This is a genomic window from Leclercia sp. GLN_9, assembly GCF_043105735.1.
In the GTDB taxonomy this organism is placed as follows: domain Bacteria; phylum Pseudomonadota; class Gammaproteobacteria; order Enterobacterales; family Enterobacteriaceae; genus Enterobacter; species Enterobacter adecarboxylatus.
Genome location: NZ_JBICLV010000017.1, coordinates 792,453 through 818,970 on the forward strand (window position 1 = coordinate 792,453; position 26,518 = coordinate 818,970).

The 26,518-nt window shown below is 54.4% G+C and carries 23 protein-coding genes and 2 pseudogenes; 14 read left to right on the forward strand and 11 right to left on the reverse strand.

The features are described 5' to 3' along the window. Nucleotides 1-5 precede the first annotated feature (5 nt). From ACF8PE_RS14610 to ACF8PE_RS14620, 3 genes are all read left to right on the forward strand, one after another. The gene (locus ACF8PE_RS14610) at nucleotides 6-1,124 is read left to right on the forward strand and encodes an S-(hydroxymethyl)glutathione dehydrogenase/class III alcohol dehydrogenase (RefSeq protein ID WP_059307835.1); all 1,119 of its coding nucleotides are present in this window, start codon (nucleotides 6-8) and stop codon (nucleotides 1,122-1,124) included. A 173-nt stretch (nucleotides 1,125-1,297) separates the two neighbouring features. Continuing rightward, nucleotides 1,298-2,989: a methyl-accepting chemotaxis protein gene (locus ACF8PE_RS14615; RefSeq protein WP_032610926.1), complete on the forward strand. Its 1,692-nt coding sequence runs from the start codon at nucleotides 1,298-1,300 to the stop codon at nucleotides 2,987-2,989. Nucleotides 2,990-3,102: 113 nt separating this feature from the next. Next, nucleotides 3,103-3,555: an energy transducer TonB gene (locus tag ACF8PE_RS14620; RefSeq protein ID WP_032610923.1), complete on the forward strand. Its 453-nt coding sequence runs from the start codon at nucleotides 3,103-3,105 to the stop codon at nucleotides 3,553-3,555. A 40-nt stretch (nucleotides 3,556-3,595) separates the two neighbouring features. Here the strand turns inward: ACF8PE_RS14620 and ACF8PE_RS14625 are convergent, their stop codons facing one another. Both ACF8PE_RS14625 and ACF8PE_RS14630 read right to left on the reverse strand, forming a co-directional pair. After that, on the reverse strand, nucleotides 3,596-5,974 hold the full coding sequence (locus tag ACF8PE_RS14625; RefSeq protein WP_392495016.1) for a glucose/quinate/shikimate family membrane-bound PQQ-dependent dehydrogenase: 2,379 nt from the start codon (nucleotides 5,972-5,974) through the stop codon (nucleotides 3,596-3,598). A gap of 280 nt (nucleotides 5,975-6,254) precedes the next feature. Then, complete coding sequence (locus ACF8PE_RS14630) at nucleotides 6,255-7,178, reverse strand: LysR substrate-binding domain-containing protein (RefSeq protein WP_148569451.1); 924 nt, start codon at nucleotides 7,176-7,178, stop codon at nucleotides 6,255-6,257. Between the two features lie 273 nt (nucleotides 7,179-7,451). Between ACF8PE_RS14630 and ACF8PE_RS14635 the strand changes: the two genes are divergently transcribed. Further along, nucleotides 7,452-8,795 (forward strand): VOC family protein, encoded by a 1,344-nt coding sequence (locus tag ACF8PE_RS14635; RefSeq protein ID WP_103792286.1) that lies wholly within the window; start codon nucleotides 7,452-7,454, stop codon nucleotides 8,793-8,795. Between the two features lie 42 nt (nucleotides 8,796-8,837). Further along, the gene (locus tag ACF8PE_RS14640; RefSeq protein WP_392495017.1) at nucleotides 8,838-10,346 is read left to right on the forward strand and encodes a carboxylesterase/lipase family protein; all 1,509 of its coding nucleotides are present in this window, start codon (nucleotides 8,838-8,840) and stop codon (nucleotides 10,344-10,346) included. On the opposite strand, the gene ACF8PE_RS14645 is transcribed toward ACF8PE_RS14640, so the two are convergent. Continuing rightward, on the reverse strand, nucleotides 10,333-11,175 hold the full coding sequence (locus ACF8PE_RS14645) for a LysR substrate-binding domain-containing protein (RefSeq protein WP_077228009.1): 843 nt from the start codon (nucleotides 11,173-11,175) through the stop codon (nucleotides 10,333-10,335). The genes ACF8PE_RS14640 and ACF8PE_RS14645 overlap by 14 nt on opposite strands. Before the next feature lie 110 nt (nucleotides 11,176-11,285). Between ACF8PE_RS14645 and ACF8PE_RS14650 the strand changes: the two genes are divergently transcribed. The 4 genes from ACF8PE_RS14650 to rimL all read left to right on the forward strand — a co-directional run bounded on the left by ACF8PE_RS14650 (nucleotide 11,286) and on the right by rimL (nucleotide 15,841). Continuing rightward, nucleotides 11,286-12,455 (forward strand): pyridoxal phosphate-dependent aminotransferase, encoded by a 1,170-nt coding sequence (locus tag ACF8PE_RS14650; RefSeq protein ID WP_032610915.1) that lies wholly within the window; start codon nucleotides 11,286-11,288, stop codon nucleotides 12,453-12,455. An 11-nt stretch (nucleotides 12,456-12,466) separates the two neighbouring features. After that, nucleotides 12,467-13,240: an ABC transporter substrate-binding protein gene (locus ACF8PE_RS14655; RefSeq protein ID WP_059307840.1), complete on the forward strand. Its 774-nt coding sequence runs from the start codon at nucleotides 12,467-12,469 to the stop codon at nucleotides 13,238-13,240. A 299-nt stretch (nucleotides 13,241-13,539) separates the two neighbouring features. Continuing rightward, complete coding sequence (locus tag ACF8PE_RS14660) at nucleotides 13,540-15,195, forward strand: glucan biosynthesis protein D (RefSeq protein ID WP_032610910.1); 1,656 nt, start codon at nucleotides 13,540-13,542, stop codon at nucleotides 15,193-15,195. 97 nt (nucleotides 15,196-15,292) lie between these two features. After that, entirely contained in the window at nucleotides 15,293-15,841 is a 549-nt protein-coding gene (gene rimL / locus ACF8PE_RS14665) for a 50S ribosomal protein L7/L12-serine acetyltransferase (RefSeq protein ID WP_144838041.1), read from the forward strand. Here rimL and ydcK read toward each other — a convergent pair. Beyond that, entirely contained in the window at nucleotides 15,836-16,816 is a 981-nt protein-coding gene (ydcK, locus tag ACF8PE_RS14670) for a YdcK family protein (RefSeq protein WP_148569456.1), read from the reverse strand. The two genes, rimL and ydcK, sit on opposite strands and share 6 nt — an antisense overlap. Nucleotides 16,817-16,938: 122 nt before the next feature. Between ydcK and tehA the strand changes: the two genes are divergently transcribed. From tehA to pbp4b, 3 genes and pseudogenes are all read left to right on the forward strand, one after another. After that, the gene (gene tehA, locus ACF8PE_RS14675) at nucleotides 16,939-17,943 is read left to right on the forward strand and encodes a dicarboxylate transporter/tellurite-resistance protein TehA (RefSeq protein WP_032610903.1); all 1,005 of its coding nucleotides are present in this window, start codon (nucleotides 16,939-16,941) and stop codon (nucleotides 17,941-17,943) included. Continuing rightward, on the forward strand, nucleotides 17,940-18,536 hold the full coding sequence (tehB, locus tag ACF8PE_RS14680; RefSeq protein ID WP_059307843.1) for a tellurite resistance methyltransferase TehB: 597 nt from the start codon (nucleotides 17,940-17,942) through the stop codon (nucleotides 18,534-18,536). Before tehA ends, tehB begins: the two co-directional genes overlap by 4 nt. Nucleotides 18,537-18,679: 143 nt before the next feature. Then, nucleotides 18,680-19,606 (forward strand): annotated as a pseudogene (gene pbp4b / locus ACF8PE_RS14685) (penicillin binding protein PBP4B); the annotation flags it as partial. 32 nt (nucleotides 19,607-19,638) lie between these two features. Here the strand turns inward: pbp4b and ACF8PE_RS14690 are convergent. From ACF8PE_RS14690 to pepT, 7 genes and pseudogenes are all read right to left on the reverse strand, one after another. Continuing rightward, nucleotides 19,639-20,117: pseudogene (locus ACF8PE_RS14690) on the reverse strand (Hcp family type VI secretion system effector). A 199-nt stretch (nucleotides 20,118-20,316) separates the two neighbouring features. Next, a complete protein-coding gene (locus tag ACF8PE_RS14695) occupies nucleotides 20,317-21,027 on the reverse strand; it encodes a hypothetical protein (RefSeq protein WP_234548817.1) in 711 nt (236 codons plus the stop codon). A gap of 162 nt (nucleotides 21,028-21,189) precedes the next feature. Then, complete coding sequence (locus tag ACF8PE_RS14700) at nucleotides 21,190-21,483, reverse strand: hypothetical protein (protein ID WP_077228093.1); 294 nt, start codon at nucleotides 21,481-21,483, stop codon at nucleotides 21,190-21,192. A gap of 111 nt (nucleotides 21,484-21,594) precedes the next feature. After that, complete coding sequence (locus ACF8PE_RS14705; protein ID WP_130588792.1) at nucleotides 21,595-21,930, reverse strand: hypothetical protein; 336 nt, start codon at nucleotides 21,928-21,930, stop codon at nucleotides 21,595-21,597. Nucleotides 21,931-22,083: 153 nt separating this feature from the next. Continuing rightward, nucleotides 22,084-22,281 carry a hypothetical protein gene (locus ACF8PE_RS14710; RefSeq protein ID WP_077228091.1) on the reverse strand — a complete coding sequence of 66 codons (198 nt, stop codon included), beginning with the start codon at nucleotides 22,279-22,281 and terminating at the stop codon, nucleotides 22,084-22,086. Between the two features lie 10 nt (nucleotides 22,282-22,291). Then, nucleotides 22,292-22,480, reverse strand: coding sequence for an Arm DNA-binding domain-containing protein (locus tag ACF8PE_RS14715; RefSeq protein ID WP_130588793.1), 189 nt, complete (start codon nucleotides 22,478-22,480; stop codon nucleotides 22,292-22,294). Between the two features lie 255 nt (nucleotides 22,481-22,735). Next, the gene (gene pepT / locus ACF8PE_RS14720) at nucleotides 22,736-23,965 is read right to left on the reverse strand and encodes a peptidase T (protein WP_200142565.1); all 1,230 of its coding nucleotides are present in this window, start codon (nucleotides 23,963-23,965) and stop codon (nucleotides 22,736-22,738) included. 114 nt (nucleotides 23,966-24,079) lie between these two features. Here pepT and ACF8PE_RS14725 point away from each other — a divergent pair, with 114 nt between their 5' ends. Continuing rightward, nucleotides 24,080-25,672, forward strand: coding sequence for an ABC transporter substrate-binding protein (locus ACF8PE_RS14725; RefSeq protein ID WP_392495018.1), 1,593 nt, complete (start codon nucleotides 24,080-24,082; stop codon nucleotides 25,670-25,672). A gap of 140 nt (nucleotides 25,673-25,812) precedes the next feature. Next, on the forward strand, nucleotides 25,813-26,490 hold the full coding sequence (locus tag ACF8PE_RS14730; RefSeq protein ID WP_032610887.1) for a DUF3313 domain-containing protein: 678 nt from the start codon (nucleotides 25,813-25,815) through the stop codon (nucleotides 26,488-26,490). Nucleotides 26,491-26,518 lie beyond the last annotated feature (28 nt).

Consider the following 26,518-nt stretch of genomic DNA (forward strand, 5'->3'; position numbering starts at 1 on the left):
GCAAGATGAAATCACGTGCTGCTGTTGCATTTGGCCCAGGCCAGCCGCTGAAAATCGTTGAAATTGATGTGGCACCGCCAAAGAAAGGCGAAGTGCTGGTCAAAATCACCCACACCGGCGTGTGCCACACCGATGCGTTTACCCTGTCGGGTGATGATCCGGAAGGCGTTTTCCCGGCGGTGCTCGGCCATGAAGGCGGCGGCGTGGTGGTGGAAGTCGGCGAGGGCGTTACCAGCCTGCAGCCGGGCGACCACGTTATCCCGCTGTACACCGCAGAGTGTCGCGAGTGTAAGTTCTGTAAATCCGGCAAAACCAACCTCTGCCAGGCGGTTCGCGCCACCCAGGGTAAAGGCCTGATGCCGGACGGCACCACCCGTTTCTCCTACAACGGCGAGCCGATCTATCACTACATGGGCACCAGCACCTTCAGCGAATACACCGTCTGCGCCGAAATCTCGCTGGCAAAAGTTAACCCACAGGCACCGCTGGATAAGGTCTGTCTGCTGGGCTGCGGTGTCACAACCGGCATTGGCGCAGTACACAACACCGCTAAAGTAAAAGAGGGCGATACCGTTGCGGTATTCGGTCTGGGCGGCATCGGTCTGGCGGTTATCCAGGGTGCGGTTCAGGCGAAAGCCGGACGTATTCTGGCGGTGGACACCAACCCGGAAAAATTCAAACTGGCGGGTGAAATGGGCGCGACCGATTTCATCAACCCGAACGACTACGACAAGCCGGTGCAGGAGGTGATTGTTGAACTCACCGACGGTGGCGTCGATTTCAGCTTTGAGTGCATTGGTAACGTCAACGTGATGCGCGCAGCGCTGGAGTGCTGCCACAAGGGTTGGGGCGAAAGCGTGATCATCGGCGTGGCCGGGGCCGGGCAGGAGATCAAGACCCGTCCGTTCCAGCTGGTTACCGGTCGCGTCTGGCGTGGCTCCGCTTTTGGCGGCGTCAAAGGCCGCACCCAACTGCCGGGCATGGTAGAAGATGCGATGGCGGGTAAAATTCAGCTCGATCCGTTCATCACCCACCGTCTGCCGCTGGACCAGATCAACGAAGCATTCGATCTGATGCACGAAGGTAAATCCATCCGTACCGTTATCCATTTCGGCGATAACTGATCAAATCTTTCTCCCGCTGCGCCTTCAGGGGCAGCGGGACGACATTTCTTTAAAAATCATTGCGAAAGTGTGACCAGTGTTGCGATTTTAGCCGTAATTAAATTCAGTGCAGTGCCGATGACTACTTTACAGGCGTGTTTCCACGCATCTTACCTATGAGAGAGTCAACGGCTATGGACAAAACAACAACAGTTCGGGCGCAACATAAGCTGGGCTTCCTGCATCACATCAGGCTGCTTCCACTTTTCTCCTCGATTTTGGGTGGCATTATTTTGCTGTTTGCCCTGAGCGCCGGGCTGGCAGGCTATTTTTTACTGCAGGCCGATAACGATCTGCGGGATGTAACTGCTGAAATTCAGGTGCGTACCGGGTTATCAAACAGCTCTAACCACCTGCGCACGGCGCGTATCAATATGATCCATGCGGGTGCGGCCAGCCGTATTGCGGAAATGGATGCGATGAAAGAGAACATCGCGGAAGCAGAGAAACGTATTACACAATCCCAGGCGGGCTTTGCCGCTTATATGGATCGTGGTGTGCGCACCCCGGCGGATGAAGCGCTGGATGGCGAACTGAAAACGAGCTACCAGGCCTATATTGATGGCATGAAGCCGATGCTGAAATATGCCAAAAACGGCATGTTTGAAGCCATCATCAACCATGAAAATGAGTCGGCGCGTCCGCTGGATGATGCCTATAACGTGGTTCTGCTCAAGGCGATCAAGATCCGTACCGACCGTGCCAATATGCTGACTGAACAGGCGCATACCCGCACCCAAATGGGTCTGATGTTCATGGTCGGTGCCTTTGGTCTGGCGCTGGTGCTGACGGTGATCACCTTTGTTGTGCTGCGTCGCACGGTGATTAACCCGCTGCAACGCGCAGCGAATCGCATTGCACATATCGCCAAAGGCGATCTGACGCTGGCCGAGGATCAGACCGGACGCAGTGAAATTGGCCGTCTGACCCACGACCTGCAAACCATGCAGCGTTCGCTGGTGGGGACCGTAGGCACCGTGCGTCAGGGCGCGGAAGAGATCTATCGCGGGACCAGCGAAATCTCTGCGGGTAACACCGATCTCTCATCACGTACTGAACAGCAGGCCGCTGCCATCGAGCAGACCGCAGCCAGCATGGAACAGCTCACCGCGACGGTGAAACAGAACGCCGACAACGCGCATCATGCCAGCAAACTGGCGGAAGATGCTTCCGGTAAAGCCAGCCGCGGCGGCCAGATGGTGTCCGGTGTGGTGAAAACCATGGGGAATATCTCCAGCAGCTCGAAGAAAATCTCTGAGATCACCGCGGTGATCAACAGCATCGCTTTTCAGACCAACATCCTGGCGCTGAACGCCGCGGTAGAAGCGGCCCGTGCCGGTGAGCAGGGACGCGGGTTTGCCGTGGTCGCCAGCGAAGTGCGTACGCTGGCCAGCCGCAGTGCCAATGCTGCGAAAGAGATTGAGGGGCTGATCAGCGAATCGGTGTCGCTCATTGACCAGGGATCGGGTGAAGTGGTCGCCGCAGGCAACACCATGAGCGAGATCGTGGAAGCGGTTAAACGTGTTACCGACATCATGCTGGAAATCGCGGCCGCCTCCGACGAGCAGAGCCGGGGTATTGAGCAGGTCAGCCAGGCGATCTCGGAGATGGATAAAGTCACCCAGCAGAACGCCTCGCTGGTGGAAGAGGCCTCTGCCGCGGCAGCCTCGCTGGAAGATCAGGCTGCCCGCCTGACCGAAGCGGTCGGCACCTTCCGTCTGCACGGGATGACCCAGAGCCGCAGCAGCAACAAAGCCGCACCGGTGACCGCTGCCGCACCGCTGCGCCCGGCCGTTGCCGATGGGGATAACTGGGAAACCTTCTGATATTGTCATCTGTTGCCGGATAGCCTCTTCCGGCAAAAGGGTTCATGTTCCGACATGAACCCTTTTTTTATTCCCCGCTATGATGGTTGTAGGGGCTGAAGAGGAACAGGGCGATGAAACAATTTACGCAGGTGGTTTGCGCCGCATGGCTACTGGCCGGGTGTGCATCCGGCGGCAGCGTGGGGATAGGCGGTGTGGGGATCGGTGGGGGCAGTGGCGGCAGCGGCGTGGGCGTCGGATTATCGTTTCCGGTAGGCGGCAGCACTTCGGTAGCGGATAACAGCCAGGCGGACTGCGACGGGGACGTTTATCGGGTAGAGCCTCGCTATCCTGAACAGGCTGCGGCGCAGAACTTTTCCGGTCGGGTCACCGTATCCTTTAACGTTAAGCTGAACGGGCGTGCCGCAGACTATGAGGCGGCGGGGGATAAGCCTTTCTTCGAAGAGACGAAGCGGGCGGTGATGCGCAGCTGCTGGCCTGCGGGCGTCAGGCAGAATCTGGTCGCCAGTTACCAGAACGGCAAGACCGCAACCTGGCTTGAGAACGCGCTTTCCAGTCAGCCATGAACACAAAAAAAACCGGCCACTGATGTGGCCGGTTCAGTGATTACTGCTTATCAGGCAAAGCGTACGCGATGATGTAATCCCCGCGATCCGGTGACTGACGTGCGCCACCCGCATTGATGATAATGTACTGCTTCCCTGACTTCGGTGACACGTAGGTCATCGGCCCGGACTGGCTGCCCACCGGCAGGCGGTCCTTCCAGATCTCTTTCCCGTTAGCGGTATCAAACGCGCGCAGGTAGAAATCCTGAGTGCCGGCGAAGAACAGCAGGCCGGACTGCGTGGAGAGCGACGCCCCCAGCGTTGGCATCCCAATCGGGATAGGCATATGCATGCGGATCCCCAGCGGGCCGGTGTCTTCTACGGTTCCCACCGGGACCTGCCACACCAGCTTGCCGGATTTCAGATCCACGGCAGACATGGTGCCAAACGGCGGTTTCTGGCAGGGAATACCCAGCGGCGACAGGAAGCGTTCGCGCATCGCACCAAACGGCGTACCGTCCATCGGCACAATCCCCATCTCAATCCCGCTGGCGTTTTTCGCGACATTCGCGCGCGGCACCATGTAGTTAGCCAGTCCCAGACGCATATCGTTGACGAACATCAGGCTGTTGTTCGGATCCACCGACACGCTGCCCCAGTTCATGCCGCCCAGCGAACCTGGGAACTGCAGGGAACGGTCCAGACCCGGCGGGGTGTAGACGCCCTGATGGCGCATCTCTTTAAACTGGATGCGGCACAGCAGCAGGTCAACCGGCGTGGCGCCCCACATATCCGACTCGTGCAGAGTCTGGTTGCCAATCATCGGCATACCGACCGAGTACGGCTGGGTAGGGGAGTAACGCTCGCCCTCGACATTCCCGGCAGGCACCGGACGCTCTTCCACCTTCGCGACCGGCTCGCCGGTTTCGCGGTTGAGCATAAAGATCATGCCCTGCTTGCTGGTCTGTACCAGCACCGGGGTTGTACCGCCTTTATCATCCGGCAGATCGTACAGCAACGGCTGGGAAGGCAGGTCAAAGTCCCAAAGATCGTGGTGGGTGGTCTGGAAATGCCAGCGAACCTGACCGGTCGCAGCATCTACCGCGACAATCGAGGAGCTGTATTTATCGTCCAGCTCGGTACGCTCGCCCGCGTAGAAGTCTGGCGTGGCGTTACCGGTCGGGAGGTAGATCAGGTTCAGCCTGGCGTCATACGACATGGCTGACCAGACGTTTGGCGTCCCGCGGGTATAGGTCTGTCCCTCTGGCGGCAGGCCGGTCAGGTTCGGATTGCCCGGATCCCAGGCCCAGGCCAGTTTACCGGTATGTACATCATAAGCACGCACCACGCCCGGCGGTTCGCCAGTGGAGAAGTTATCCGCCACGCGGCCGCCCACCACTACCACATTGCCTGCCACCAGCGGGGTGGAGGTTTGCTGATAGTAGCCGGGTTTGATTTCACCCATGCCCACGCCAAGGTCAACCACGCCGTGGTCGCCAAAGTCTTCACACAGCTGGCCGTTGTCGGCGTTAAGCGCAATCAGACGGGCATCGGTGGTCGGCAGGAACAGACGGCGCGCGCAGGCGGCAGGCTGCGTTGCGGTTGGTGACGTTGTCACGCTTTGGTTATCTTCGAAATAACCCAGCCCACGGCAGCGCTGCCAGTTTGGCGCGGTGGCTTTCGAATCGTAGCGCCACTTCTCTTTACCGGAGTCCACGTCCAGAGCCAGCACTTTGCTGTAAGGGGTGCAGACAAACAGCGTGTCGCCAATCTGCAGCGGGGTGTTCTGGTCTTCCGCGCCGGAGCCGTTGCTCTGCGGGATATCGCCGGTATGGGCAACCCAGGCCACTTTAAGCTCGTTAACGTTCTGCTTGTTAATCTGATCGAGGGCAGCGAAACGGTCGCCGTGGGTAGTGTTACCCCAGTGCGCCCAGTTTTTCTGTTGTTGGCCTTCCGCCACCGGTTTAACCGGTACAGGTTCGTTAGCCTCGACTAAAGTTTGCGGTTTGAACATCCAGCCGAAGCTCACCAGCATCATCACCGCCAGCACGGCGGCAATGCCGAACGCCGGGGCTTTGTTGACCGGCTGACCTGCGCCACGCAGGTACGGCCAGACGATGGCAGCGAGGAAGGCCAGCACCGCAAAGGTAAACAGGCGCGAGAACAGCGGCCAGAAATCCCAGCCAGCGTCGCTCACGGCCCAGATCACGGAGGCGATAAACGCCACCGCATAGAGGATGATGCCGCTGGTGCGGCCGCGCGCAATGAGGAACGCGGCGATCAGCATTACCACGCCCATGATCAGGAAGTACCAGCTTCCCCCCACGGTGGCGAGCTTAAAGCCCAGCCCACCGACAGCCAGCCCGATGAGTGCCATCAGACCGACCAGCAGCCACTGCAGGATCCCGGGGAACCCACGTAGCGAATTACCTAAAGCCATTTCTGTCTCCTGAAATAATCTTGTCTTCACTGGCCGGGTAGTATTCATTCCGAACCAAATGGGTAACAGAAGAAAAGATCCTTGATGAAAAAGTCGGACATGACGCCGTTATAGCGCCAAAGAAATCACCGCTGCGTTATTTGAATGAACCATTTGGTGAAATCGGCGGGTATGATAAATCTGTTAAATTGTTTAGCGCAATTGTTAATGAATGATTTCGCATTATTTGAGTAATGGAAACAAAAAGCCCGTCATCAAGACGGGCAGAGAGGAAGTGTGATCACACCGGCATGGATTTACGTATCGCGCTGAGCAGCGTCTGGGTGGCGGTGGAGAGCGGGGCTTCCACGCGGGTTAATACCCCAATGGGTTCGCCAGGGCTGGAGGTCGTGACCGGCAGGGCCACCAGCGTGCCCTGACGCAGATCTTCTTTCACCGCGCCGGAAGGCACGAACCAGACATAGTCATAATCGACCGTCAGCTGACGCGACAGAGAGGCCGACAGGGTTTCGATACAGCCCGACGGCAGTTTACACCCCTGGGTTTGCAGCAGCATTTCTGCGTTCTGGCGCGGAACAGTGCCTTTCGGCGACACCACCACCGGCCACTCCATTACCCGGCTGAGGGTCACGGTATCATTGAGGATCGGATGACGCGGGCGCACCACCAGCTTCAGGGACTCCAGGAACAGCAGCTCATAATTGAGGCCGCTCATCAGTTCCGGGTCAGACATTCTGCCGATCCCCAGATCCAGCTCCCCGGATTTCAGCCCCGCCAGCAGCATGGTGTTATTCATGGTTGCCACCTGCAACGTGATGTTGCGCTGCTGCTTATGGAACTGACCGATAACCGCAGGCAGAATGCCCAGCGCCGCAGTAGGGAGTGCACCAATGCGTACCACATCGCCCTGCACGTCGTTACGGCGCGTCAGCGACTGGCCCGCCGTGTTCAGTGCGTCGAGCACTTTTACCGCGTGAGTGAGAAACTGCTCGCCTACTAGAGTGAGTTGCGCCCCCAGCCGCCCACGTTCGAACAGACGCGTGCCGGTGAGCTGCTCCAGCTCGTTCAACGTTTTTGAGAGCGCAGGCTGGCTCAGGTTAAGAGTTTCAGCCGCGCGCCCCAGCGTTCCCTGTTGAGCGACGGCCACAAAAGTGTGCAGATGGCGCAGACGAATGCGCTGACTAAACAAACCATTTTTTTCCATAGGCGATGTTAAAAACAGTGATAGCGGAGTGACAAGTGAAGTTGTTTAATTTTGATAACCTGCTAGCAAAATATTATTAACATCCAATCTAATTGAGTAACAAGCAGTTTTTGGCAATGCCCGAAAAAGGGGGGCAGGGACCGGAATCGGTTCACTTCACGGCGCGTCAGAAAACGAGCACCTCTCCACCTGGATCACAAATCGTAAATTCTTCCAAACAGCCTCAATGGCCTTCTCTACACTCCAGGTAATATTCACTGGAGGCATTAAATCATGGCGAACAACATCACGGCTGATGATATTCGGGAGAACTTTTCACAGGCGATGTCAGCAATGTATCAGCAGGAAGTTCCGCAATACGGAACGCTGCTGGAGCTGGTCGCAGATGTGAATCTGGCGGTACTGGAAAATAACCCGAAACTGCATGAACAACTGGCCAACGCGGATGAACTGGCTCGCCTCAACCTCGAACGCCACGGCGCGATCCGTGTCGGCACGGCCCAGGAGCTGGCCACCCTGCGGCGGATGTTCGCCATTATGGGGATGTTCCCGGTCAGCTATTACGATCTCTCTCAGGCTGGCGTGCCGGTTCACTCAACCGCGTTTCGTCCGGTTGACGATGCCGCCCTGTGCCGCAATCCCTTTCGGATTTTCACCTCGCTGCTGCGCCTGGATCTGATTGATAATATCCCCCTGCGCGAAAAGGCGGCGGCCATCCTCGCCCGCCGTACGATCTTCACCCCCCGCTGTCTGGAGCTTATTGCCCTGCATGAAGCGGAAGGGGCATTCACCCCGGCGCAGGCCGAAGAGTTTGTCCAGGAGGCGCTGGAGACCTTCCGCTGGCATCGTCATGCCACAGTGGACCATGAAACCTACCAGGCGCTGCACAACGAACATCGGCTGATTGCCGACGTGGTCTGCTTCCCCGGCTGTCACATCAATCACCTGACGCCGCGTACGCTGGATATTGACCGCGTGCAGGCCCTGATGCCGGAGTACGGCATTGAGCCGAAGATGCTGATTGAGGGGCCACCGCGCCGGGAGATGCCGCTCCTGCTGCGCCAGACCAGCTTTAAAGCGCTGGAAGAGCCGATTCTGTTTGCGGGGGAACACCGTGGCACCCATACCGCACGCTTTGGCGAGATTGAACAGCGCGGAGTGGCGTTAACGCCGAAAGGCCGCGAGCTGTACGATCGCCTGCTGGCCGAGTCCGGCACCGGTAAGGACAACCTGACCCACCAGCTGCATCTGCAGGAAGTCTTCCAGGCCTTTCCCGACAGCGATATTTTCTTGCGCCGTCAGGGGCTGGCGTGGTTCCGCTACCGCCTGACCCCGGCCGGAGAATCGCACCGTCACTCCTTTGGCCCCGGTGACGATCCGCAGCCGCTGATTGAGCGCGGCTGGGTGGTGGCGCAGCCTATCACCTATGAAGACTTCCTTCCGGTGAGCGCCGCCGGGATCTTCCAGTCGAACCTTGGCAATGAAACCCAGGCTCGTACCCACGGCAATGCAAGCCGCGATGCCTTTGAAGAGGCGCTGGGATGTCCGGTGCTGGATGAGTTCACCCTCTACCGGGAGGCGGAAGAACGCAGCAAGCGGCGTTGCGGTTTGCTCTGAAAACGGTACTCTGCGGGGATGTGCTATTAACCTAAGGTCAGTATGGAAAACGCCTCATCCCCGATAATTACCACGCGCCAGGGGGCGCTCTGCGGCATCACGGAGGGCGATGTGCAGGTCTGGCGCGCCATTCCCTACGCAGCGCCCCCGGTGGGCGCACTGCGCTGGCGTTCACCGCAGCCGGTTGAGAACTGGCAGGGCGTGTTACAGGCGACCGCCTTTTCGCCGTCGAGCTGGCAGAGCAGCGAATATTGCCAGCAACTGGGGGGCGGCGATCCGGGGCGTTTCTCGGAAGATTGCCTGTATCTGAACGTCTGGTCCCCGGTTCAGCGCCCGGAACCCCTGCCGGTGATGGTCTGGCTGCATGGCGGCGGCTTTACCATCGGCGCGGGCGGCTTACCGCCCTATGACGGCAAAGCGCTGGCGCAGCGCGGCGTGATTGTGGTGACGCTGAACTACCGGCTGGGCCATCTGGGCTTTTTTGCCCATCCGGCCCTGGAAGGGGAAGAGGATCGGGTGGTGCATAACTTTGCTCTGCTGGATCAGATCGCCGCCCTGGCGTGGGTGCGGGACAACATCGCGCAGTTTGGTGGCGACCCGCAGAACATCACCCTTTTTGGTGAATCCGCCGGCGCGCGCAGCGTGCTGTCATTGCTGGCCTCGCCGCTGGCAAAGGGGCTGTTTCATAAGGCGATTATCCAGAGCGGTTACACCCTGCCGGATACCCTCCGGGAGCAGGCGCTCAAAAAAGGCGAGGCGCTGGCGGCGCATTTTGGACTGCAGAACGCTACCGCAGAGCAGTTACGGGCGATCCCGCCCGAGGCGCTCTGGCCGCTGACGGCCCCGCTGAACGTCGCGCCCGCGCCGATTGTCGGAGATTGCGTCCTGCCGGAGCCGATGCTGGAGACCTTTTTTGCCGCTCGGCACCATCCAATGCCCATCATGGTCGGTTCGAACAGCGATGAAGCCAGCGTGATGGCGGTGTTCGGTATAGATCTCGCGGGGCAGATCCAGAAGCTGCGCCGGGAGCGACGGCTGGGGCTGGGGTTGATCAAGCTGCTCTATCCGGGCGTTAAGGACGACACCGAGTTAGGGCGCCAGGTGTGCCGCGATATGGCTTTCACCACGTTGGGGTTTGTGGTGATGCAGGCCCAGCAACGGGTAGGGCAGCCGTGCTGGCGCTACTGGTTTGACTACGTGGCCGAAGCGGAGCACGCCACCTACGTCAACGGGGCGTGGCATGGCAACGAGGTGCCGTATGTGTTTGATACGCTCACTTTGGCCGAGCCTGCCCGACGCTACGTGAATGACAACGACCTGACCTTTTCCGCGCAGGTTGCCGATTACTGGGTTAACTTCGCCCGTTATGCCAGCCAGCAGTGCGATACGTTGAATGGCCCGACGCGCTGGCCTGCCTGTCATCACAGGCGGGACGTATTATTGCGCATCGGACTGAATAAACATGCGGGATTTAAGCTTGAAAACCGCTTTATGCGCGCCCGCATGGCGCTGTTTAAACGGGTGATGAAGCACCACGTCAGCCTGGATTGAGCAGACACTCGCGAAAGGCGGCCAGCCCGGCCGCTTTGCCACGCGACTCCCGCAGCACCAGCCGGTAGCTGGCGCCGGTCCTCACGCTGGTGGCATAAGGCCGCACCAGCCGCCCGGCGCGGATATCTTCTGCCACCAGCGTCTCGTCTGCGATGGCGACGCCCAGCCCCTGAATGGCAGCGGTGATCGCCAGATCCATGGTGTCGAAGTGTTGATTTTTGTGCATGACAGGCGGCTGCGCGGTCTGTTTTTCCAGCCACAGCGACCAGTCCGTTTTATCCCGCGTCGGATGCAGGAAGGTCAGCGACTCTACCGCCGAACCCTGGCGCAGTGGACTTACCACCGGGGTTAAGGCCTCCTCGAACAGCAGATCTCCGGCGCTGAGCTGGGTGCCAAACACAATGGCGGCATCATAGGATTCGGTTTTGAAATTGACGCTGTGCTCGTTGGTGGTGGTCAGGGCGATCTGCAGTTCGGGCTGCTCGCGTTCCACCTGCAGCAGTCGCGGCACCAGCCAGCGCATGGCGCAGGTCGGTACTTTAAGGCGGACCACGGTTTGCTGGGCGCGGGCCTGGTCTGCCACTGTCAGAAAATGTTCATACGAGGCGCGCAGATCCGGCAGCAGGGCGCTGCCCTGAGAGGAGAGGCGCAGCCCGCGGGCGTGGCGCTCAAACAATGGAAAGCCGAACCAGCTTTCGAGGGCGGCGATTTTGCGGCTGACCGCACCCTGGGTCAGGCACAGCTCTTTTGCGGCATGAGTCAGATTCAGATGCCGCGCGGTAACGATAAAGGCCTCAACGGCGGTAAGCGGGAACGAACGACGCGACACAGAACCTCCAGGTATGATTTTTTGTCATGGCTATTATGACAACAATTCGATTGTCGCCACAATAGCGTTCGGGTTGAATAGTTATGCACTCTCTACCAGAGGAATTCAGGATGACACTGCGTACTCCGATACAACTCCGCTCCAAACTACCGGACGTTGGCACCACAATTTTTACCGTTATCGGTCAGCTCTCTGCTGAACACAATGCCATCAACCTTTCCCAGGGTGCGCCGAACTTTGAGTGCGATCCGGCGCTCATCGCGGGGGTACACCGGGCAATGCAGGCGGGCCATAACCAGTACGCGTCGATGACCGGGCTGGCACCGCTGAAAGCGCGTATCGCCGATAAAATCGCCTCGCTGTATGGCACCCGCTACGATGCCGCCAGCGAAGTGCTGATCACCGCCAGCGCCAGCGAAGGGCTGTACTCCGCCATCAGCGGGCTGGTCCATCCTGGCGACGAGGTGATCTACTTTGAACCCTCGTTCGACAGCTACGCGCCAATTGTGCGTCTGCAGGGCGCAACGCCGGTCGCCATCAAGCTGACGGTGCCGGATTTCGCGGTGAACTGGGATGAAGTCCGCGCCGCCATAACCTCGCGCACGCGGATGATCATTATCAACACGCCGCATAACCCGAGCGGGCAGGTCTTCTCTGCCGACGATCTGGCACAGCTCGCGGCCATCACCCGTAATACCGATATCATTATTCTCTCTGACGAGGTATACGAGCATGTGGTGTTTGACGATGTGCCGCACCACGGCATGGCCACCCATCCCGGGCTGGCGGAGCGCAGCGTGATCGTCTCGTCGTTTGGCAAAACGTTTCACGTCACCGGCTGGCGCGTCGGCTACTGCGTTGCCCCGGCAGAACTGATGGAAGAGATCTGCAAAATTCATCAGTTTTTGATGTTTTCTGCCGATACACCTATGCAATACGCCTTTGCCGAGCACATGGCCGATCCGCAAACCTGGCTGTCGCTGGCGGCGTTTTACCAGCGCAAACGCGATCTGCTGGTCAACCTGCTGGCAGATTCACCGTTCCGTCTGCTGCCAAGCGCCGGCTCGTTCTTCCTGTTGGCAGATTACAGCCACTTCAGCGACGAGCAGGACAGCGAGATGGTGAAACGGCTGATCGTTGACTACGGCGTTGCCACTATCCCGTTATCGGCGTTTTATACCGACGGGACAGATAACAAATTAATCCGTCTCTCTTTTGCTAAAGATGAGGCGACATTACGGGCAGGTGCGCAGGCCCTGTGTCGGGTAAAACCACGCTAAGGAGTTCAGTTATGAAATTAAAAGCCTTCGTTGTCGGCCTGGGATTGCTGTGTTCGTTTTCTTCCTTCGCAGCAACAGAATTACGTTACGGCGTAGAAGCGGAGTATCCCCCTTTTGAGAGCCGTAATGCCTCAGGGGAGCTGGAAGGGTTTGATATTGAGCTGGGTAATGCCATTTGCGCTGCCGCCGCATTGAAATGCAGCTGGGTGGAGACCTCGTTTGACGCGCTGATCCCGGGGCTGGTGGCGAAAAAATTCGACGCCATCAACTCGGCGATGAACATTACCGATCAGCGTCGCCAGAGCATCGACTTTACCCAGCCGATCTACCGGATTCCATCGCAGCTGGTGGGCAAAACCGGCAGTGCGGTCGACGCCACGCCGGAAGGACTGAAGGGCAAGACCATTGGCGTGTTGCAGGGATCCATTCAGGAGACTTACGCCAAGGAGCATTGGGAAAAGCAGGGTGTCACCGTGGTGTCGTATAAAGATCAGAATATGGCCTGGGGCGACCTGCTGAACGGGCGCATCGACGCCTCGCTGGTGATGTCTGCCGCCGGACAGGCTGGCTTCCTTAGCAAGCCGCAGGGGAAAGGCTTTGGCTTTATCGGCAAGCCCGTATCGGATGACACTATTCTCGGCAGCGGGATTGGCTATGGCCTGCGTAAAGGCGATGAGGCCACCAAAAAGCAGCTTGATGCCGCCATTGATAAAGTTCGCGCTGACGGCACGATCGATAAACTGGCGAAGAAGTACTTCCCGGGGATCGATGTCAGCGTAAAATAACAACAATTACCCTTTTAGCCCCTGCCGTTGATGTCCGGCAGGGGCTTTTTTATACCCGTCATACTTCAGGGGGTGTGCAACGCGAATTAATGGGGGTATATACGTTTCTTTACCGCCGATTCGGGCAATTCTCCTCGACAGAAAAATCTTTCTCACTTTGCGCAGTTTCTCGCCTGTCAATAATTGGATTCTTAAGCGTTTTTGTTTAGGCTGTGGCCTCTTAATGATGTTCTTTCTTGCCGTTGTTTCGCCCTGAGCGGAACCCACTACCCCACGACCATAAGGACGTTTTCCCAGGCATGAATCGCAGACGTTTTTTACAAGGCTCCCTGGCCGTTGCCGCATTGAGCGGGACTACCGGACTCGCCGCGCTCTTTTCCCGGGCGGCCAATGCGGCCGAATCGGATATTGCGGACGGTACGAGCCGTCGTTTCGACTTTTCCGTGCTGCAATCCATGGCGCACGACCTGGCGCAAACTCCCTGGGGCGGTGCCCCGCGTCCGCTGCCGGATACGCTGGCGACGCTGACGCCGCAGGCCTATAACAGCATTCAGTACGATGCGAAGCAGTCGCTGTGGAACAACATCGAAAACCGCCAGCTTGACGTGCAGTTCTTCCACGTCGGGATGGGCTTCCGCCGCCGGGTGCGCATGTTCTCGCTGGACAGCCAGACCTCGCAGGCGCGTGAAATTCACTTCCGTCCGGAGCTGTTCAACTACCATGACGCGGGCGTCGATACAAAACAGCTGGAAGGTCAGAGCGATTTAGGTTTTGCCGGTTTCCGCGCCTTTAAATCCCCGGAGCTGGCGCGCCGCGATATTGTCTCCTTCCTCGGTGCCAGCTACTTCCGCGCGGTGGATGATACTTACCAGTACGGGCTATCCGCGCGCGGCCTGGCGCTGAACACCTATGCCGATAGCCAGGAAGAGTTCCCGGACTTTACCTCCTTCTGGTTTGAAACCGTCAAACCGGGCGCGACCACCTTTACGGTCTACACCCTGCTGGACAGCCCGAGCATCACCGGTGCCTATAAATTCGTGATCCATTGCGAGAAGACCCAGGTGATCATGGATGTCGAAAACCATCTGTATGCCCGTAAGGACATCCAGCAGCTTGGTATTTCGCCGATGACCAGCATGTTTGCCTGTGGCAATAACGAGCGCCGCATGTGCGACACCATTCACCCGCAGATCCACGACTCCGATCGTCTGGCGATGTGGCGCGGCAATGGCGAGTGGATCTGCCGTCCACTGAATAATCCGCAAAAACTGCAGTTCAATGCCTACACCGATAAGAACCCGAAAGGGTTTGGTCTGCTGCAGCTCGATCGCGACTTTACGCACTATCAGGACATCATGGGCTGGTACAACAAACGCCCAAGCCTGTGGGTCGAGCCGCGTAACCAGTGGGGCAATGGCACCGTGGCGCTGATGGAGATCCCGACCACCGGTGAAACCCTGGATAACGTGGTCTGCTTCTGGCAGCCGGAAAAACCGGTGAAGGCGGGCGATAAGCTGGATTTCCAGTATCGTCTTTACTGGAGCGCCAAACCTCCGGTGCGTTCACCGCTGGCAAACGTGCTGGCGACCCGCACCGGCATGGGCGGTTTCCCGGAAGGCTGGGCGCCAGGCGAGCACTACCCGAAAGTCTGGGCGCGTCGTTTTGCGGTCGATTTTGTCGGCGGCGATCTGAAAGCCGCCGCGCCGAAAGGGATCGAACCGGTTATCACTCTTTCCAGTGGCGAAGCGAAGCAGATTGAGATCCTCTACGTGGAGCCGTTCGACGGCTATCGCATCTTGTTTGACTGGTATCCTACCAGCGACGCCACCGATACCGTGGATATGCGGATGTTCCTGCGCTGCCAGGGCGAAGCGATCAGCGAAACCTGGCTGTATCACTACTTCCCACCGGCCCCTGATAAACGTCAGTACGTAGATGACCGCGTCATGCGTTAAGGCATAATGGATGGCCCCCTCTCCCTTAGTGAAAGGGCTGGGGTGAGGGGGAGTATGGCGTACCGGGATCACACCACAAAAAGAGAGAGACCGATCGATGACCACAACAACCGAAGAGATCATCCCCGTTGACGAGCGGATCGAACTGCGGGCGACGGACGAGCGTTACACCACCGAGCTGCACAATCTGGTGGTCAAAAACCGGGCGTGGTTGCAGGACTCTCTCAACTGGCCGCAGTTTGTCAGCACCGAGGACGATACCCGGCAGAACATCCTGAGCAATCAGATGCTGCATCAGCGCGGTTACGCCAAAATGTTCCTTATCTTCAGTGATAACGCGCTGGTAGGGGTGCTGTCGTTCAACGCCATCGAACCATTGAATAAAACGGGTTATATCGGCTACTGGCTGGATGAAGGGCATCAGGGGCAGGGGATTTTATCCCGCGCGCTGGAAGCCTTTATCCGCCACTATGCCGGACGCGGCGAAATTCGCCGCTTCGTCATTAAGTGTCGCGTGGACAATGCCGCCAGTAATCAGGTAGCGCGGCGTAACGGCTTCCTGCTGGAAGGGTGTCTCAAAGAGGCCGAGTTCCTGAACGGACGCTATGATGACCAGAATATCTACGCCCGGATCTGCACCTCATAATGCGCCCAGCAACGGCGTGCGCGTAATGTGCTGCGCGCCGTTAATCATCTTCGCGCCGCGCAGATGAATTGCATCGCCTTCCGACGCCTCGATCACCGCGTCGTCGGTAATTTCAATATGATGCTCGATCAGCACTTCACCGCGAATGCGCGCCCGCCCCTGAATCACCACCTTATCGTCAATCAGAATCGGCCCGCCGCGCAGCCAGGCTTCGCCGCCAATCAGGACGTGATGTTTGATCACGCAGTTGCCCTCGACCAGCGCATTCTCTGCCACCTGGGAGCTGTAGCGCAGGGTGGGGATAGCATCCTCTTCCAGCCCGGCGAGCAGCCGGGCGTTGCCATAGACTTTGGCGCAGTCGCACACCCAGACGTTATTCACCTCGTTGCCTTCGAGTAACGCATTCTCAAACACCTCGGCGCGATGCTCGACAAAGGCGTAGCTGACAATGGCGTTGCCGTAGATCTGCGCCTGATGCACCACCCGCGACTGGCTGACGGTGGCCTCGCCGAAAATGCGCAGGATCTGATTCGGGTCCGGGGTCAGGCCTTTGGCGGCAATCACCAGGCTGTTATGCAGGATGCGGGCATTGTCGAACAGATGACATTCGCCGCGCACCACCGACGATTGAACGGTGACGTTGTCACTTATGCGCGCGCCCTGGCTAATTTGCGCCCCATCGATCCAGACGTTATCGCCAATTGAAGCCTGATGGCTGATGACGCACGGCTGGGTGATGCGTGCATTGCCACTGACCTGCGCCCCGGCGAATACCACGCTGTTTTCATCGTAGATCCAGCAATCTTCCTCCTGCGACAATGCCGATTCGTCATCGATCCAGCCGCCACGGGTGCCACTCTTCACATCACTGAAATCACGTTCGGCGATAATCTGGCGCACCTTTACCGCTGTTTTCGTGTCACCGTCCTGCCAGTGGTGCAAACGGCTTTCATCGCTAAGTCGATATTTTTTCATCACTGTGCCCGCAGTTGTCTTCTTCACTAAACGTAGCAAACTTTAGCGTGATCGAAACAGTGGCATCTGCAATTGAAAGTCCTTAAACTAGCATTTCAAATATAATTTATAGATTAAAATATATGTACAAAACGCCATCCACTGAACGCGTTCTTAATTTGCCCGCAGGCTACTACGGCATGGTGCTGGGGACCATTGGTATGGGCTTTGCGTGGCGTTACGCCAGCACGATCTGGCCGGTGACCCGCTGGCCGGGTGAGATCCTGGTGACGCTGGCAATGGTGATCTGGGGATTACTGACCTTCGCCTTTATTACCCGCGCGGTGCGCTTTCCGCGCAGCGTGCTGGCGGAGATGCGCCATCCGGTGATGAGCAGTTTTGTCAGCCTGTTTCCCGCCACCACGATGCTGGTGGCGATTGGCTTCGTGCCCTGGTATCGCCCGCTGGCGCTGGTTCTGTTTAGCGTCGGTGTGGTGGTGCAACTGGGCTATGCGGCATGGCAGTCTGCCGGACTGTGGCGCGGCAAGCACCCGGAGGAGGCAACCACGCCGGGCCTTTATCTGCCGACGGTAGCGAATAACTTTATTAGTGCCATGGCCTGCGGCGCGCTCGGGTTTCACGATGCCGGGCTGGTGTTTCTCGGCGCGGGCGTGTTCTCCTGGCTGAGCCTGGAGCCGGTGATTTTGCAGCGCCTGCGCAGCGCGGGAGAACTGCCTGCGGCTATGCGCACCTCCCTTGGGATTCAGCTCGCTCCCGCGCTGGTGGCCTGTAGCGCATGGTTGAGCGTCAATGGCGGCCAGGCTGACACCTTCGCCAAAATGCTGTTCGGCTACGGCCTGCTGCAACTGCTCTTTACCCTGCGCCTGATGCCCTGGTATCTGTCGCAGCCGTTTAATGCCTCGTTCTGGAGCTTTTCGTTCGGCGTCTCGGCGCTGGCCACCACCGGTCTGCATCTGGGGCAGAGCAGCCCGTCCGGTTTTTTCCACGCCATCGCCATCCCGCTGTTTATTTTTACCAATGCCATCATTGCACTATTACTGGTGCGCACGTTTATCCTGTTGATGCAGGGGAAATTGTTGGTCCGTGCAGACAAAGCAACGCTTATGCAAGCTGAGGAAAGAGAATGACTGTGTTTGATGAGAACTACTTTACCGAAAAATATGGCATGACCCGCACCCACTCCGAAGTGGTGTACAGCGCAGGAATTGTGAAACCGGGCAAAACCCTGGATCTCGGCTGCGGCAACGGGCGCAACAGCCTCTATCTGGCGGCGAATGGCTTTGATGTCACCGCCTGGGATAAAAATGCCAACAGCATCGATAACATTGAGAGTATCAAGGCGAAAGAGGGGATCACCAACCTGCAGACGGCGATTCAGGATCTCAACACCCTGCGCTTTGACGGCGAATACGATTTTATCCTGTCCACCGTGGTGCTGATGTTCCTGCAGGCAGAGACCATTCCTGGCCTGATCGACAACATGCAGCGCTGCACCAAACCGGGCGGCTACAACCTGATTGTCGCGGCGATGGATACGGAAGATTATCCCTGCAACGTCGGCTTCCCGTTTGCATTTAAAACCGGGGAACTGAGCGGTTACTACGCGGGCTGGGAACAGCTGAAATACAACGAGGACGTCGGTGAGTTACACCGCACCGACGCCCAGGGCAACCGCATTAAACTGCGTTTTGCTACGCTACTGGCGCGAAAACCGGCTTAACCCTGCCTGCTCCCTCTCTCTGTGGGAGAGAGGGGGTTTTAGATTTTTTCAAAATAAAATCTTTAAAATCATGATGTTACACGCCACATGTAACGGTCGGTTTTTTAAAATTCATGTTTAAGTTCAATAAACAAAACAACCAAAATGATTTGGTTTCAAAGTATATACCGGCTTTAAAAGATTCCTCTCACGATTCAATAAAAGGTAAAGATTCTCTAAGAATCAGTGACATTCTGCATCACGTAGCTGGTTTCCCTGCCGATCCACAATATCCAAATGAAAAAGTAGCTGGTGGATTATTCTCTCAGGATAAAACAACCACGCTGGAAATGATCAAGAAAACCCCACTTGCATATCAGCCTGGTACCACACACATTTAAAGTGATGTTGATTATATGATCCTTGGATTTATCATTGAGTCAGTCACTGGGATGGTGCTTGATAAATATGTGAAAAAAATAATATTTATGAACCACTTGGTCTTAAACATACGGTCTTTAATCCTTTGGTTAAAGGGTTCAAACAACAGCAGATCGCGGCGACATAACTGAACGGTAATACGCATGACGGTGTGATCAGTTTCCCTAAGATTCGTACAACTACGATTTGGGGGCAAGTTCATGATGAAAGGCCTGGTATTCGATGGGAAGGGTGTCTGGTCACGCAGGGCTGTTTTCTAACACCAGTGATATGGCTGTACTGATGCAGGTTATGCTGAATGGGGGCGGTTATGGGAAGGTTAAGCTGTTCGATAAGCAGACCATCAAGGGGTTTACTGAAAGTTCAGCAGAGGATGCTACATTCGGCCTGGGCTGGCGTGTGAACGGCAACGCTTCAATGACTCCTACATTCGGGGTATTAGCCAGTAAAGAGACTCATGGACACACTGGATGGAAAGGAACGCTGACGGCTATCGATCCTGTTAGTCACATGGCTATCTTTATTCTTGGCAACAGGCCGCATTCCCCTATAGTTGACCCGAGAACCAATCCAAATGTGTTTATCAGTGCACTATTACCCGCAGCGAAATACGGCTGGATTGTTGATCGATATACGGGGCATTGAAGTAAAATAGTTAAGGGACTCGTAAGAGTCCCTTTTTTTATGCTACTACTCTTTCATTCCAGGTATCTTTAAACATTATGTTCCCATCACAATATTTCCATTCGATAGATTCATAACGAATTTCAACTTCCTCCATATGTCTACCTGCAAATCCTAAAGGAAATAAAACCGGAGATATTCTTGTTATTTTCACATTTTCCAGTTTTATATTAAAATATTCTACCTCTATTCCTGCCTCATTAATTCTATACATTTTCATTATAGCTTCTTTAAATATCCTGCCTTTACATACCCCCCTAAATAAATAGGGGTGAGACGGTCTATTTCCTTTTCAAATTTAATCGGAACATGCAGGCGTGTTCCTGTGAGTTTTCCAGTGTTATGATCTGTAGGAATCCAAACAGAATGATTGAAAGATTTAAGTTCTGTGGAGCCCAATCGTGTAGGCATTAAACATTCACCGATTAAAGGTGAATTATTTTCATCTGTAAGCCAAAGATGTGCTGGGATAGACATTTACTTTTTTCTCTCATAAAAAAATGATAAATATAGTACAATAATAATTATAATCCCGACTACACAAATTGTAATGGCTGTGTTATCAATATACTTTACAGGTATATATGATAATAAAATTATAACTAAAATTGTTAAGTATGTTTTTAATTGAAGCGCTAAATCATCAAAGATAAGCCTAAATATTTGCTTTAATATCTTACTCATAGCCAGCCATTCGTTTTAATGCATCAATTATTTCAGCATTCGATGCTGTACTTATATTTAAATAACCAACGTCTAATACTAATGGCTCTATTATAAAGTACATCATTTCAAGGTTTTGCGCGTAAAGAGCGTCATAGAACTGTGGTAGAAAATATTTTAAATTGTTTGCACTATCAGCAGCATGTTGAACCGTACCGTATGAGCTTAATGCTATCAGCCCCCCTGATGACAGACCTCCAATTTTTTTCATCATTGCACTTTGTATAACTCCATTGATTTTACTGCCGTAGCAAATATATTTAACAACAGAATAGACTAGTGCAAACCTTGAAGCTTGCATAATTGAATAGTGTGACGTAGGCGGCACAACTTTTCTAAGAATAGTAGTTTTTTCATCTTCATCTTTATTCATTAGCAATATTTGAACATAAATTAATATCATCCTAAAAATTATATCTCTATGCTCAACAAGTTCATACAAACCCAGTAGAAAGCGTTTATCCTCATTTTTAAGCTGTTTACAAACATCTTTATAATTTTCTGTAAAGCATGAAGTGTAATAAAGCGCTCTTGTTGCACCATCACCTAGATTATTTAGATAATCGATAAACCCATCTTTTACACCAGCCATAGCCTTACCTAATCTCACGGCTAATTCTTTATCGGTCCCAATTTTTTTAATAATATCTTCACTGTAATACATAATATTTTCCTGTAATTGGATGCGTTGATCATCTTATACGTTTTGCTTTGTTCAAAGTGATCGCGCTCTCAATTCCTGGAAATATTTAAAAAAAAGCCACCTTAATATTAACTAGATAGATAGGTGGCTTTAAACAATAAGGCTGGTGAATGTTATATATAATTAATTGTTGTCCATTATTTCTTTCAGCTTATTTTCCCATTTCAAAAATGCTTCCAGCTTTTCCTCGTTATAATCATATCTGTCATAGTGGACAGATGACACGTCATGTAAAGCATGGTGCTGAATTCTGTCACGAATTTCTTTTGTTATTTTCAATTGTCCGCCCAGTGTTTTAAAGGTGCGGCGAAAATCTTGGAATAAATGAATTAGCACCCTTTTTCTCACAAAAGCGCTTAATATTATCCGAAAGTAAATTGCTATGCATAAATTTTCTAGGGGCAACGGAATCTTCATCCAGCTTACCAGTAGCTACTTTTTTTCCCATTTGGATAGTTTTTCCTCATAATTCCGGTTAGGGAACAAATACTCATGGTTTGGATATCGTGAAATCATCAGGTCTATTAATTATTTTGCTGTTTCGCAAAGAATAAAGTGATACCATTTTTTTGTTTTTGATATTGATGGTGGCACAGAAAGGATACAGTTTTTCTTATCATAGTATTTCTTTGGTAGGGCCATAATCTCATAAGGACGCTGACCGCCACAAAAAAAGATTAGCTGAATAAGTACAGCAACGTCAGCATTAAAGAAATGTTCGTTAGTTGTTCTGAGTAGCAGGGCCAGTTCATCGAAACTCAGGAAACGTTCACCAATATATTGTTCTTCCTCGCTAACCATGAGTACTGGTAATGCAGAGACAGGCTTAAACGGAATATCAAACACAATATCAGGCTTATCCATCAGCGGTGACTTGTCGCACTTAACGCCGAATGCGAAAAGAGTATGCATATATGAACAGATCTGGTTAACCCAGGCTCGCTTTTGTGTGTGTTGATAAACGTAATTGAGTACTGCCCTTACATCATTTGAAGTGATTTTTTTCGCAATTGTTGTTTACGGCAGCAGACCGCTTGCTGCGATTGTTGAGCGCAGAGTTTTATAATGGTGGTATGTGCGTTTACCAGAAGCAATAAAATCGGTTTTGTGACCCTCAAACAGTTCTGCAAGCGTACCGCTTGTTTTAGTAACTTTGATCACATCCGAACATGAAGAAAGGCTTTCGAACTTCTCAAGTGCGCTACTGATAGACATTACCGGGTATTCACCTGGCGTCTGAAATTTTGTAGTTTTCCCCTACATAATGGCGATAGACGAATGTTTTACGTCCAGATGGATAGACGCGCACCCCGACCCGTCCTGTGCCTCGTTCGCCGCTTGCATGATAAGCTATGTAAGCGGCAGCTTTAGGGGACAAATTCTCAATTGCTTTCGTAGTAAAGTTGATTTTCATTATTCATTTCCTTTGCATAATGAGTGCATACTTATTCGCAGTTCAAGTTCAAAAACTAGTCCAAAAAACTGTTTCTTAAACTATAGCGTAATGAGCAAAACTAACTCATGCAAGGGCTAAAAACAAAATGAAACCAACAACTTATTACTTAAATTACCCCGGTCTTTGTTCAATTGTTTTGATATTCCCCCCTGTGGGAGAGGGGTGGGTTGAGGGCACCAGGCCGCACCGAACAAGGCGAAGCCGCCATCCGACTTAACGCGCCGCCAGCAAACAGAGCTGCAGCGCCGTATTGTACGAAGCCTCGAACGATTTCACCGGTAAAAACTCAAACTTGGAGTGGAAGTTATGGGCACCGGTAAAGAAGTTAGGGGTCAACAGCCCTTTCGCCGAGAGTGCCGCGCCGTCGGTGCCGCCGCGCATCGGGGTCGGTTTTGGCGTGATGCCTAAACTTTCCATCGCCTCGAACATCAGGTCGATAGCGCGACGATCTTCTCCCACAGCGTTGCTGATGTTGCTGTAGGTATCTTCGATATGCCAGCTTACCTTCGCCGTAGGGTGCTGAGCTGCGATCTTCTCCGCGACCTCGCCAATTTGTGCTTTCCGGGCGGCAAAGCTGTCGCGATCGAAATCACGAATATTGGCCTTTAGCACCGCCTCGTTTTGCCCGGCCTGGATGCCGTTAAACCAGATGTAGCCTTCGCGGCCTTCGGTATGCTCCGGGGTTTGCAGGCGATCGAAGTGGCTGATGTAGTCGGTCGCCATCAGCAGCGGGTTTACCAGAACCCCTTTGGCGGACATCGGGTGCGCCGTCACGCCAGTAAAGCGAATTTCCGCCGCCGCCGCGTTGAAGTTCTCGTAAACAATCTCCCCCAGCTCGCAGCAGTCGATGGTCCAGGCAAAATCGACGTCAAAACGGGCCAGATCCAGGGCCTTCGCGCCACACAGACCGATCTCTTCGTCAGGCACAAACGCCACCACGATATCGCCATGCTGATGCTCTGCGGTGAGGTTCTCAAGCAGCGTCATCACCACGGTCACCGCCGATTTGTTATCGGCCCCCAGCACGCTGGTGCCATCGCTGAAGATGATCTCTTCGCCAGGGTAGGCCAGAATTTCCGGGTGCTCGCTGACCCGCAGCCAGATATCTTTTTCGGCGTTGAGGCAGAGATCATCTCCCGTAAAGGTGAGGATTTGCGGATAAATATCCGGTGACAATCCGACGTCGACAGTATCGATATGGGTGATAAAGCCGATCCTCGGCGCACCGGGGACATTCCCCTTTTTGACCGCAGTGACGGTGGCAAATTCGTCGATCACAATATCGTCCAGACCCAGCGTTTGCAGCTCCATGGCCAGCGCCCGGGCCATCTCGTGTTGGCCGGGTGTGGAGGGCAGGGTTTTCACCTTCGGATCGCTCTGGCTGGTGATGGCCAGGTAGCGGAAGAAGCGTTGGGTTAATTGTCTGGCGAGTGCTGAAGCCATGGTGGATCCTTCTTTATTTGAGTTATCAGGTGTTTGCAAAATCACTTTAATGTTATTTATGGTTTGGCACGACAAAAATTCATTAGCCGTCAAATTAAAAGACAGGAAAACGCGATGAAAAGCAACCTCACAACGTTGGCTCTGACCGTAGCCGCGCTGACGGTCAGTTCCACCGTTGCCGCGAAAACGCTGGTCTATTGTTCGGAAGGATCGCCGGAGAACTTTAACCCGCAACTCTATACCTCGGGCACCAGCGTGGATGCCAGCGCCGTACCGATTTATAACCGGCTGGTGGATTTTACCCCGGGCACGACCGACCTGGTGCCGAGCCTGGCCGAAAGCTGGGACGTCAGCGAGGATGGTAAGGTCTATACCTTCCATCTGCGCAATGGGGTCAAGTTCCAGAGCAACAAACTCTTCACGCCAACGCGAGACTTTAACGCCGACGATGTGATCTTCTCGTTTATGCGCCAGAAAGACGCCAACCATCCGTATCACAACGTCTCAAACGGTAACTACTCCAATTTTGAGAGCCTCGAGTTCGGCAAGTTGATCACGGCTATTGATAAAGTGGACGACCATACGGTGCGCTTCACCCTGGCTCACCCGGAAGCGCCGTTCGTTGCCGACCTGGGCTGGTATTTCGCCTCGATCCTGTCAGCGGAATATGCCGACGCGATGCTGAAAGCCGGTACCCCGGAGAAGGTCGATATGGAGCCGATCGGCACCGGGCCGTTCAAACTGGCGAAGTACCAGAAGGACTCGCGCATCCTCTACACCGCCTTCCCTGAATACTGGCAGGGCAAAGCGAAGCTGGATCGGCTGGTGTTCACCATCGTCCCGGATGCCTCGGTGCGACTCGCCAAGCTGGAGAAAAACGAGTGCCAGGTGATGCCGTTCCCCAACCCCGCCGATCTGCCGCGGATGAAGGAAAACAAAGACATCAACCTGATGAGCAAGGCGGGGCTGAATACCGGTTTCCTGGCGTTTAATACGCAAAAAGCGCCGCTGGATAATGTCAAAGTGCGCCAGGCGCTGGCGATGGCGATTAACAAACCGGCCATTATCGATGCTGTCTTCCAGGGCACGGGTACCGCCGCCAAAAACCTGCTGCCGCCGGGTGTCTGGAGCGCAGACAGCAACCTGAAGGACTACGATTACGATCCTGATAAAGCCAAAGCCTTGCTGAAAGAGGCCGGATTTGCCAACGGGATGACCATCGACCTGTGGGCCATGCCGGTGCAGCGGCCCTATAACCCCAATGCCAAACGGATGGCCGAAATGATCCAGGCCGATTGGGCAAAAATTGGCGTGAAGACCAAAGTCGTCACCTACGAGTGGGGGGAATATCTCAAACGGGTGAAGGGCGGTGAGCATCAGGCGGCGCTGATGGGCTGGACGACGGCAACGGGCGACCCGGATAACTTCTTTGGCCCGCTCTTTACCTGTACGTCGGCCAATGGGGGATCGAATTCCGCGAAATGGTGTTATCAACCATTCGACAAAATTATTGCTGAAGCTAAATCTATTACCGATCACGATAAACGCGTGGCGTTATATCAGCAGGCACAGCAAATGATGCACGATCAAATGCCTGCGGTGATGATCGCGCACTCCACAATATTCGAGCCGGTGCGTAAAGAGGTAACGGGTTACGAAATAGATCCCTTCGGTAAACACTTATTCTGGCAGGTGGATATAAAATAAGCGTTTGATTCTGCCCGCCATTTTGGCGGGCAATTTTTTTTCTCTTTGCGACAATTTCATCATTTTTAGTCACTTTTTTTTCAGCCAACTTTTGCTATAACTTCAATTGCATATTTGCACTTCACATGGAAACACCCATCATGCGTACTAATACTTTATTTAAAGTTGCCGCGCTTTCCGGTCTGTTGCTTCTCGCGGGCTGCGCGTCAAAAGTGGCTGCGCCTGATCAATATTCAGGCTTTTTAAAAGACTACTCAGGGCTACAAGAAACGACGTCTGCATCAGGTAAACCCACGCTGCGTTGGGTTGACCCGTCTTATAACGAAGCAAACTACGACAGCATTATCTGGAACAATATCACGTATTATCCCGCGCCAAAGCCAACCACCCAGATCGGTCAACGCACTCTGGATGAATTGTTAAACTACACCAACACCAAAATGAAAACCGCTATCGGCCAGCGTAAGCCGATTGTGACAACGCCTGGTCAACGCAGCCTGATTTTCCGTGGCGCGATCACCGGTGTGAGTTCGCAGAAAGAAGGCCTGCAATTCTATGAAGTGGTTCCTGTTGCGCTGGTCGTGGCAGGCACGCAGATGGCAACCGGGCACCGAACCATGGATACCCACCTCTTCTTTGAAGGCGAGCTGATCGACGCTAAGACCAATAAGCCAGTCATTAAAGTGGTACGTAAGGGTGAAGGTAAAGAGCTGAGTAACGAAACTACGCCAATGACCTTCGCTACCCTGAAGCAGGTTGTTGATGACATGGCGGCCGATGCCACCATGTTTGATGTTCATAAAACCGCAGCAAAATAATATCGGGACCGGCCTGTATTCCACAGGC

What these genes read in the sequence shown, in the direction of transcription:
- ACF8PE_RS14610 (WP_059307835.1), top strand. Translation starts at nt 6, where the DNA reads ATGAAATCACGTGCTGCTGTTGCATTTGGCCCAGGCCAGCCGCTGAAA.
- ACF8PE_RS14615 (WP_032610926.1), top strand. Translation starts at nt 1,298, where the DNA reads ATGGACAAAACAACAACAGTTCGGGCGCAACATAAGCTGGGCTTCCTG.
- ACF8PE_RS14620 (WP_032610923.1), top strand. Translation starts at nt 3,103, where the DNA reads ATGAAACAATTTACGCAGGTGGTTTGCGCCGCATGGCTACTGGCCGGG.
- ACF8PE_RS14625 (WP_392495016.1), bottom strand. Translation starts at nt 5,974, where the DNA reads ATGGCTTTAGGTAATTCGCTACGTGGGTTCCCCGGGATCCTGCAGTGG.
- ACF8PE_RS14630 (WP_148569451.1), bottom strand. Translation starts at nt 7,178, where the DNA reads ATGGAAAAAAATGGTTTGTTTAGTCAGCGCATTCGTCTGCGCCATCTG.
- ACF8PE_RS14635 (WP_103792286.1), top strand. Translation starts at nt 7,452, where the DNA reads ATGGCGAACAACATCACGGCTGATGATATTCGGGAGAACTTTTCACAG.
- ACF8PE_RS14640 (WP_392495017.1), top strand. Translation starts at nt 8,838, where the DNA reads ATGGAAAACGCCTCATCCCCGATAATTACCACGCGCCAGGGGGCGCTC.
- ACF8PE_RS14650 (WP_032610915.1), top strand. Translation starts at nt 11,286, where the DNA reads ATGACACTGCGTACTCCGATACAACTCCGCTCCAAACTACCGGACGTT.
- ACF8PE_RS14655 (WP_059307840.1), top strand. Translation starts at nt 12,467, where the DNA reads ATGAAATTAAAAGCCTTCGTTGTCGGCCTGGGATTGCTGTGTTCGTTT.
- ACF8PE_RS14660 (WP_032610910.1), top strand. Translation starts at nt 13,540, where the DNA reads ATGAATCGCAGACGTTTTTTACAAGGCTCCCTGGCCGTTGCCGCATTG.
- rimL (WP_144838041.1), top strand. Translation starts at nt 15,293, where the DNA reads ATGACCACAACAACCGAAGAGATCATCCCCGTTGACGAGCGGATCGAA.
- ydcK (WP_148569456.1), bottom strand. Translation starts at nt 16,816, where the DNA reads ATGAAAAAATATCGACTTAGCGATGAAAGCCGTTTGCACCACTGGCAG.
- tehA (WP_032610903.1), top strand. Translation starts at nt 16,939, where the DNA reads ATGTACAAAACGCCATCCACTGAACGCGTTCTTAATTTGCCCGCAGGC.
- tehB (WP_059307843.1), top strand. Translation starts at nt 17,940, where the DNA reads ATGACTGTGTTTGATGAGAACTACTTTACCGAAAAATATGGCATGACC.
- ACF8PE_RS14695 (WP_234548817.1), bottom strand. Translation starts at nt 21,027, where the DNA reads ATGTATTACAGTGAAGATATTATTAAAAAAATTGGGACCGATAAAGAA.
- ACF8PE_RS14700 (WP_077228093.1), bottom strand. Translation starts at nt 21,483, where the DNA reads ATGAAGATTCCGTTGCCCCTAGAAAATTTATGCATAGCAATTTACTTT.
- ACF8PE_RS14705 (WP_130588792.1), bottom strand. Translation starts at nt 21,930, where the DNA reads ATGGATAAGCCTGATATTGTGTTTGATATTCCGTTTAAGCCTGTCTCT.
- ACF8PE_RS14710 (WP_077228091.1), bottom strand. Translation starts at nt 22,281, where the DNA reads ATGTCTATCAGTAGCGCACTTGAGAAGTTCGAAAGCCTTTCTTCATGT.
- ACF8PE_RS14715 (WP_130588793.1), bottom strand. Translation starts at nt 22,480, where the DNA reads ATGAAAATCAACTTTACTACGAAAGCAATTGAGAATTTGTCCCCTAAA.
- pepT (WP_200142565.1), bottom strand. Translation starts at nt 23,965, where the DNA reads ATGGCTTCAGCACTCGCCAGACAATTAACCCAACGCTTCTTCCGCTAC.
- ACF8PE_RS14725 (WP_392495018.1), top strand. Translation starts at nt 24,080, where the DNA reads ATGAAAAGCAACCTCACAACGTTGGCTCTGACCGTAGCCGCGCTGACG.
- ACF8PE_RS14730 (WP_032610887.1), top strand. Translation starts at nt 25,813, where the DNA reads ATGCGTACTAATACTTTATTTAAAGTTGCCGCGCTTTCCGGTCTGTTG.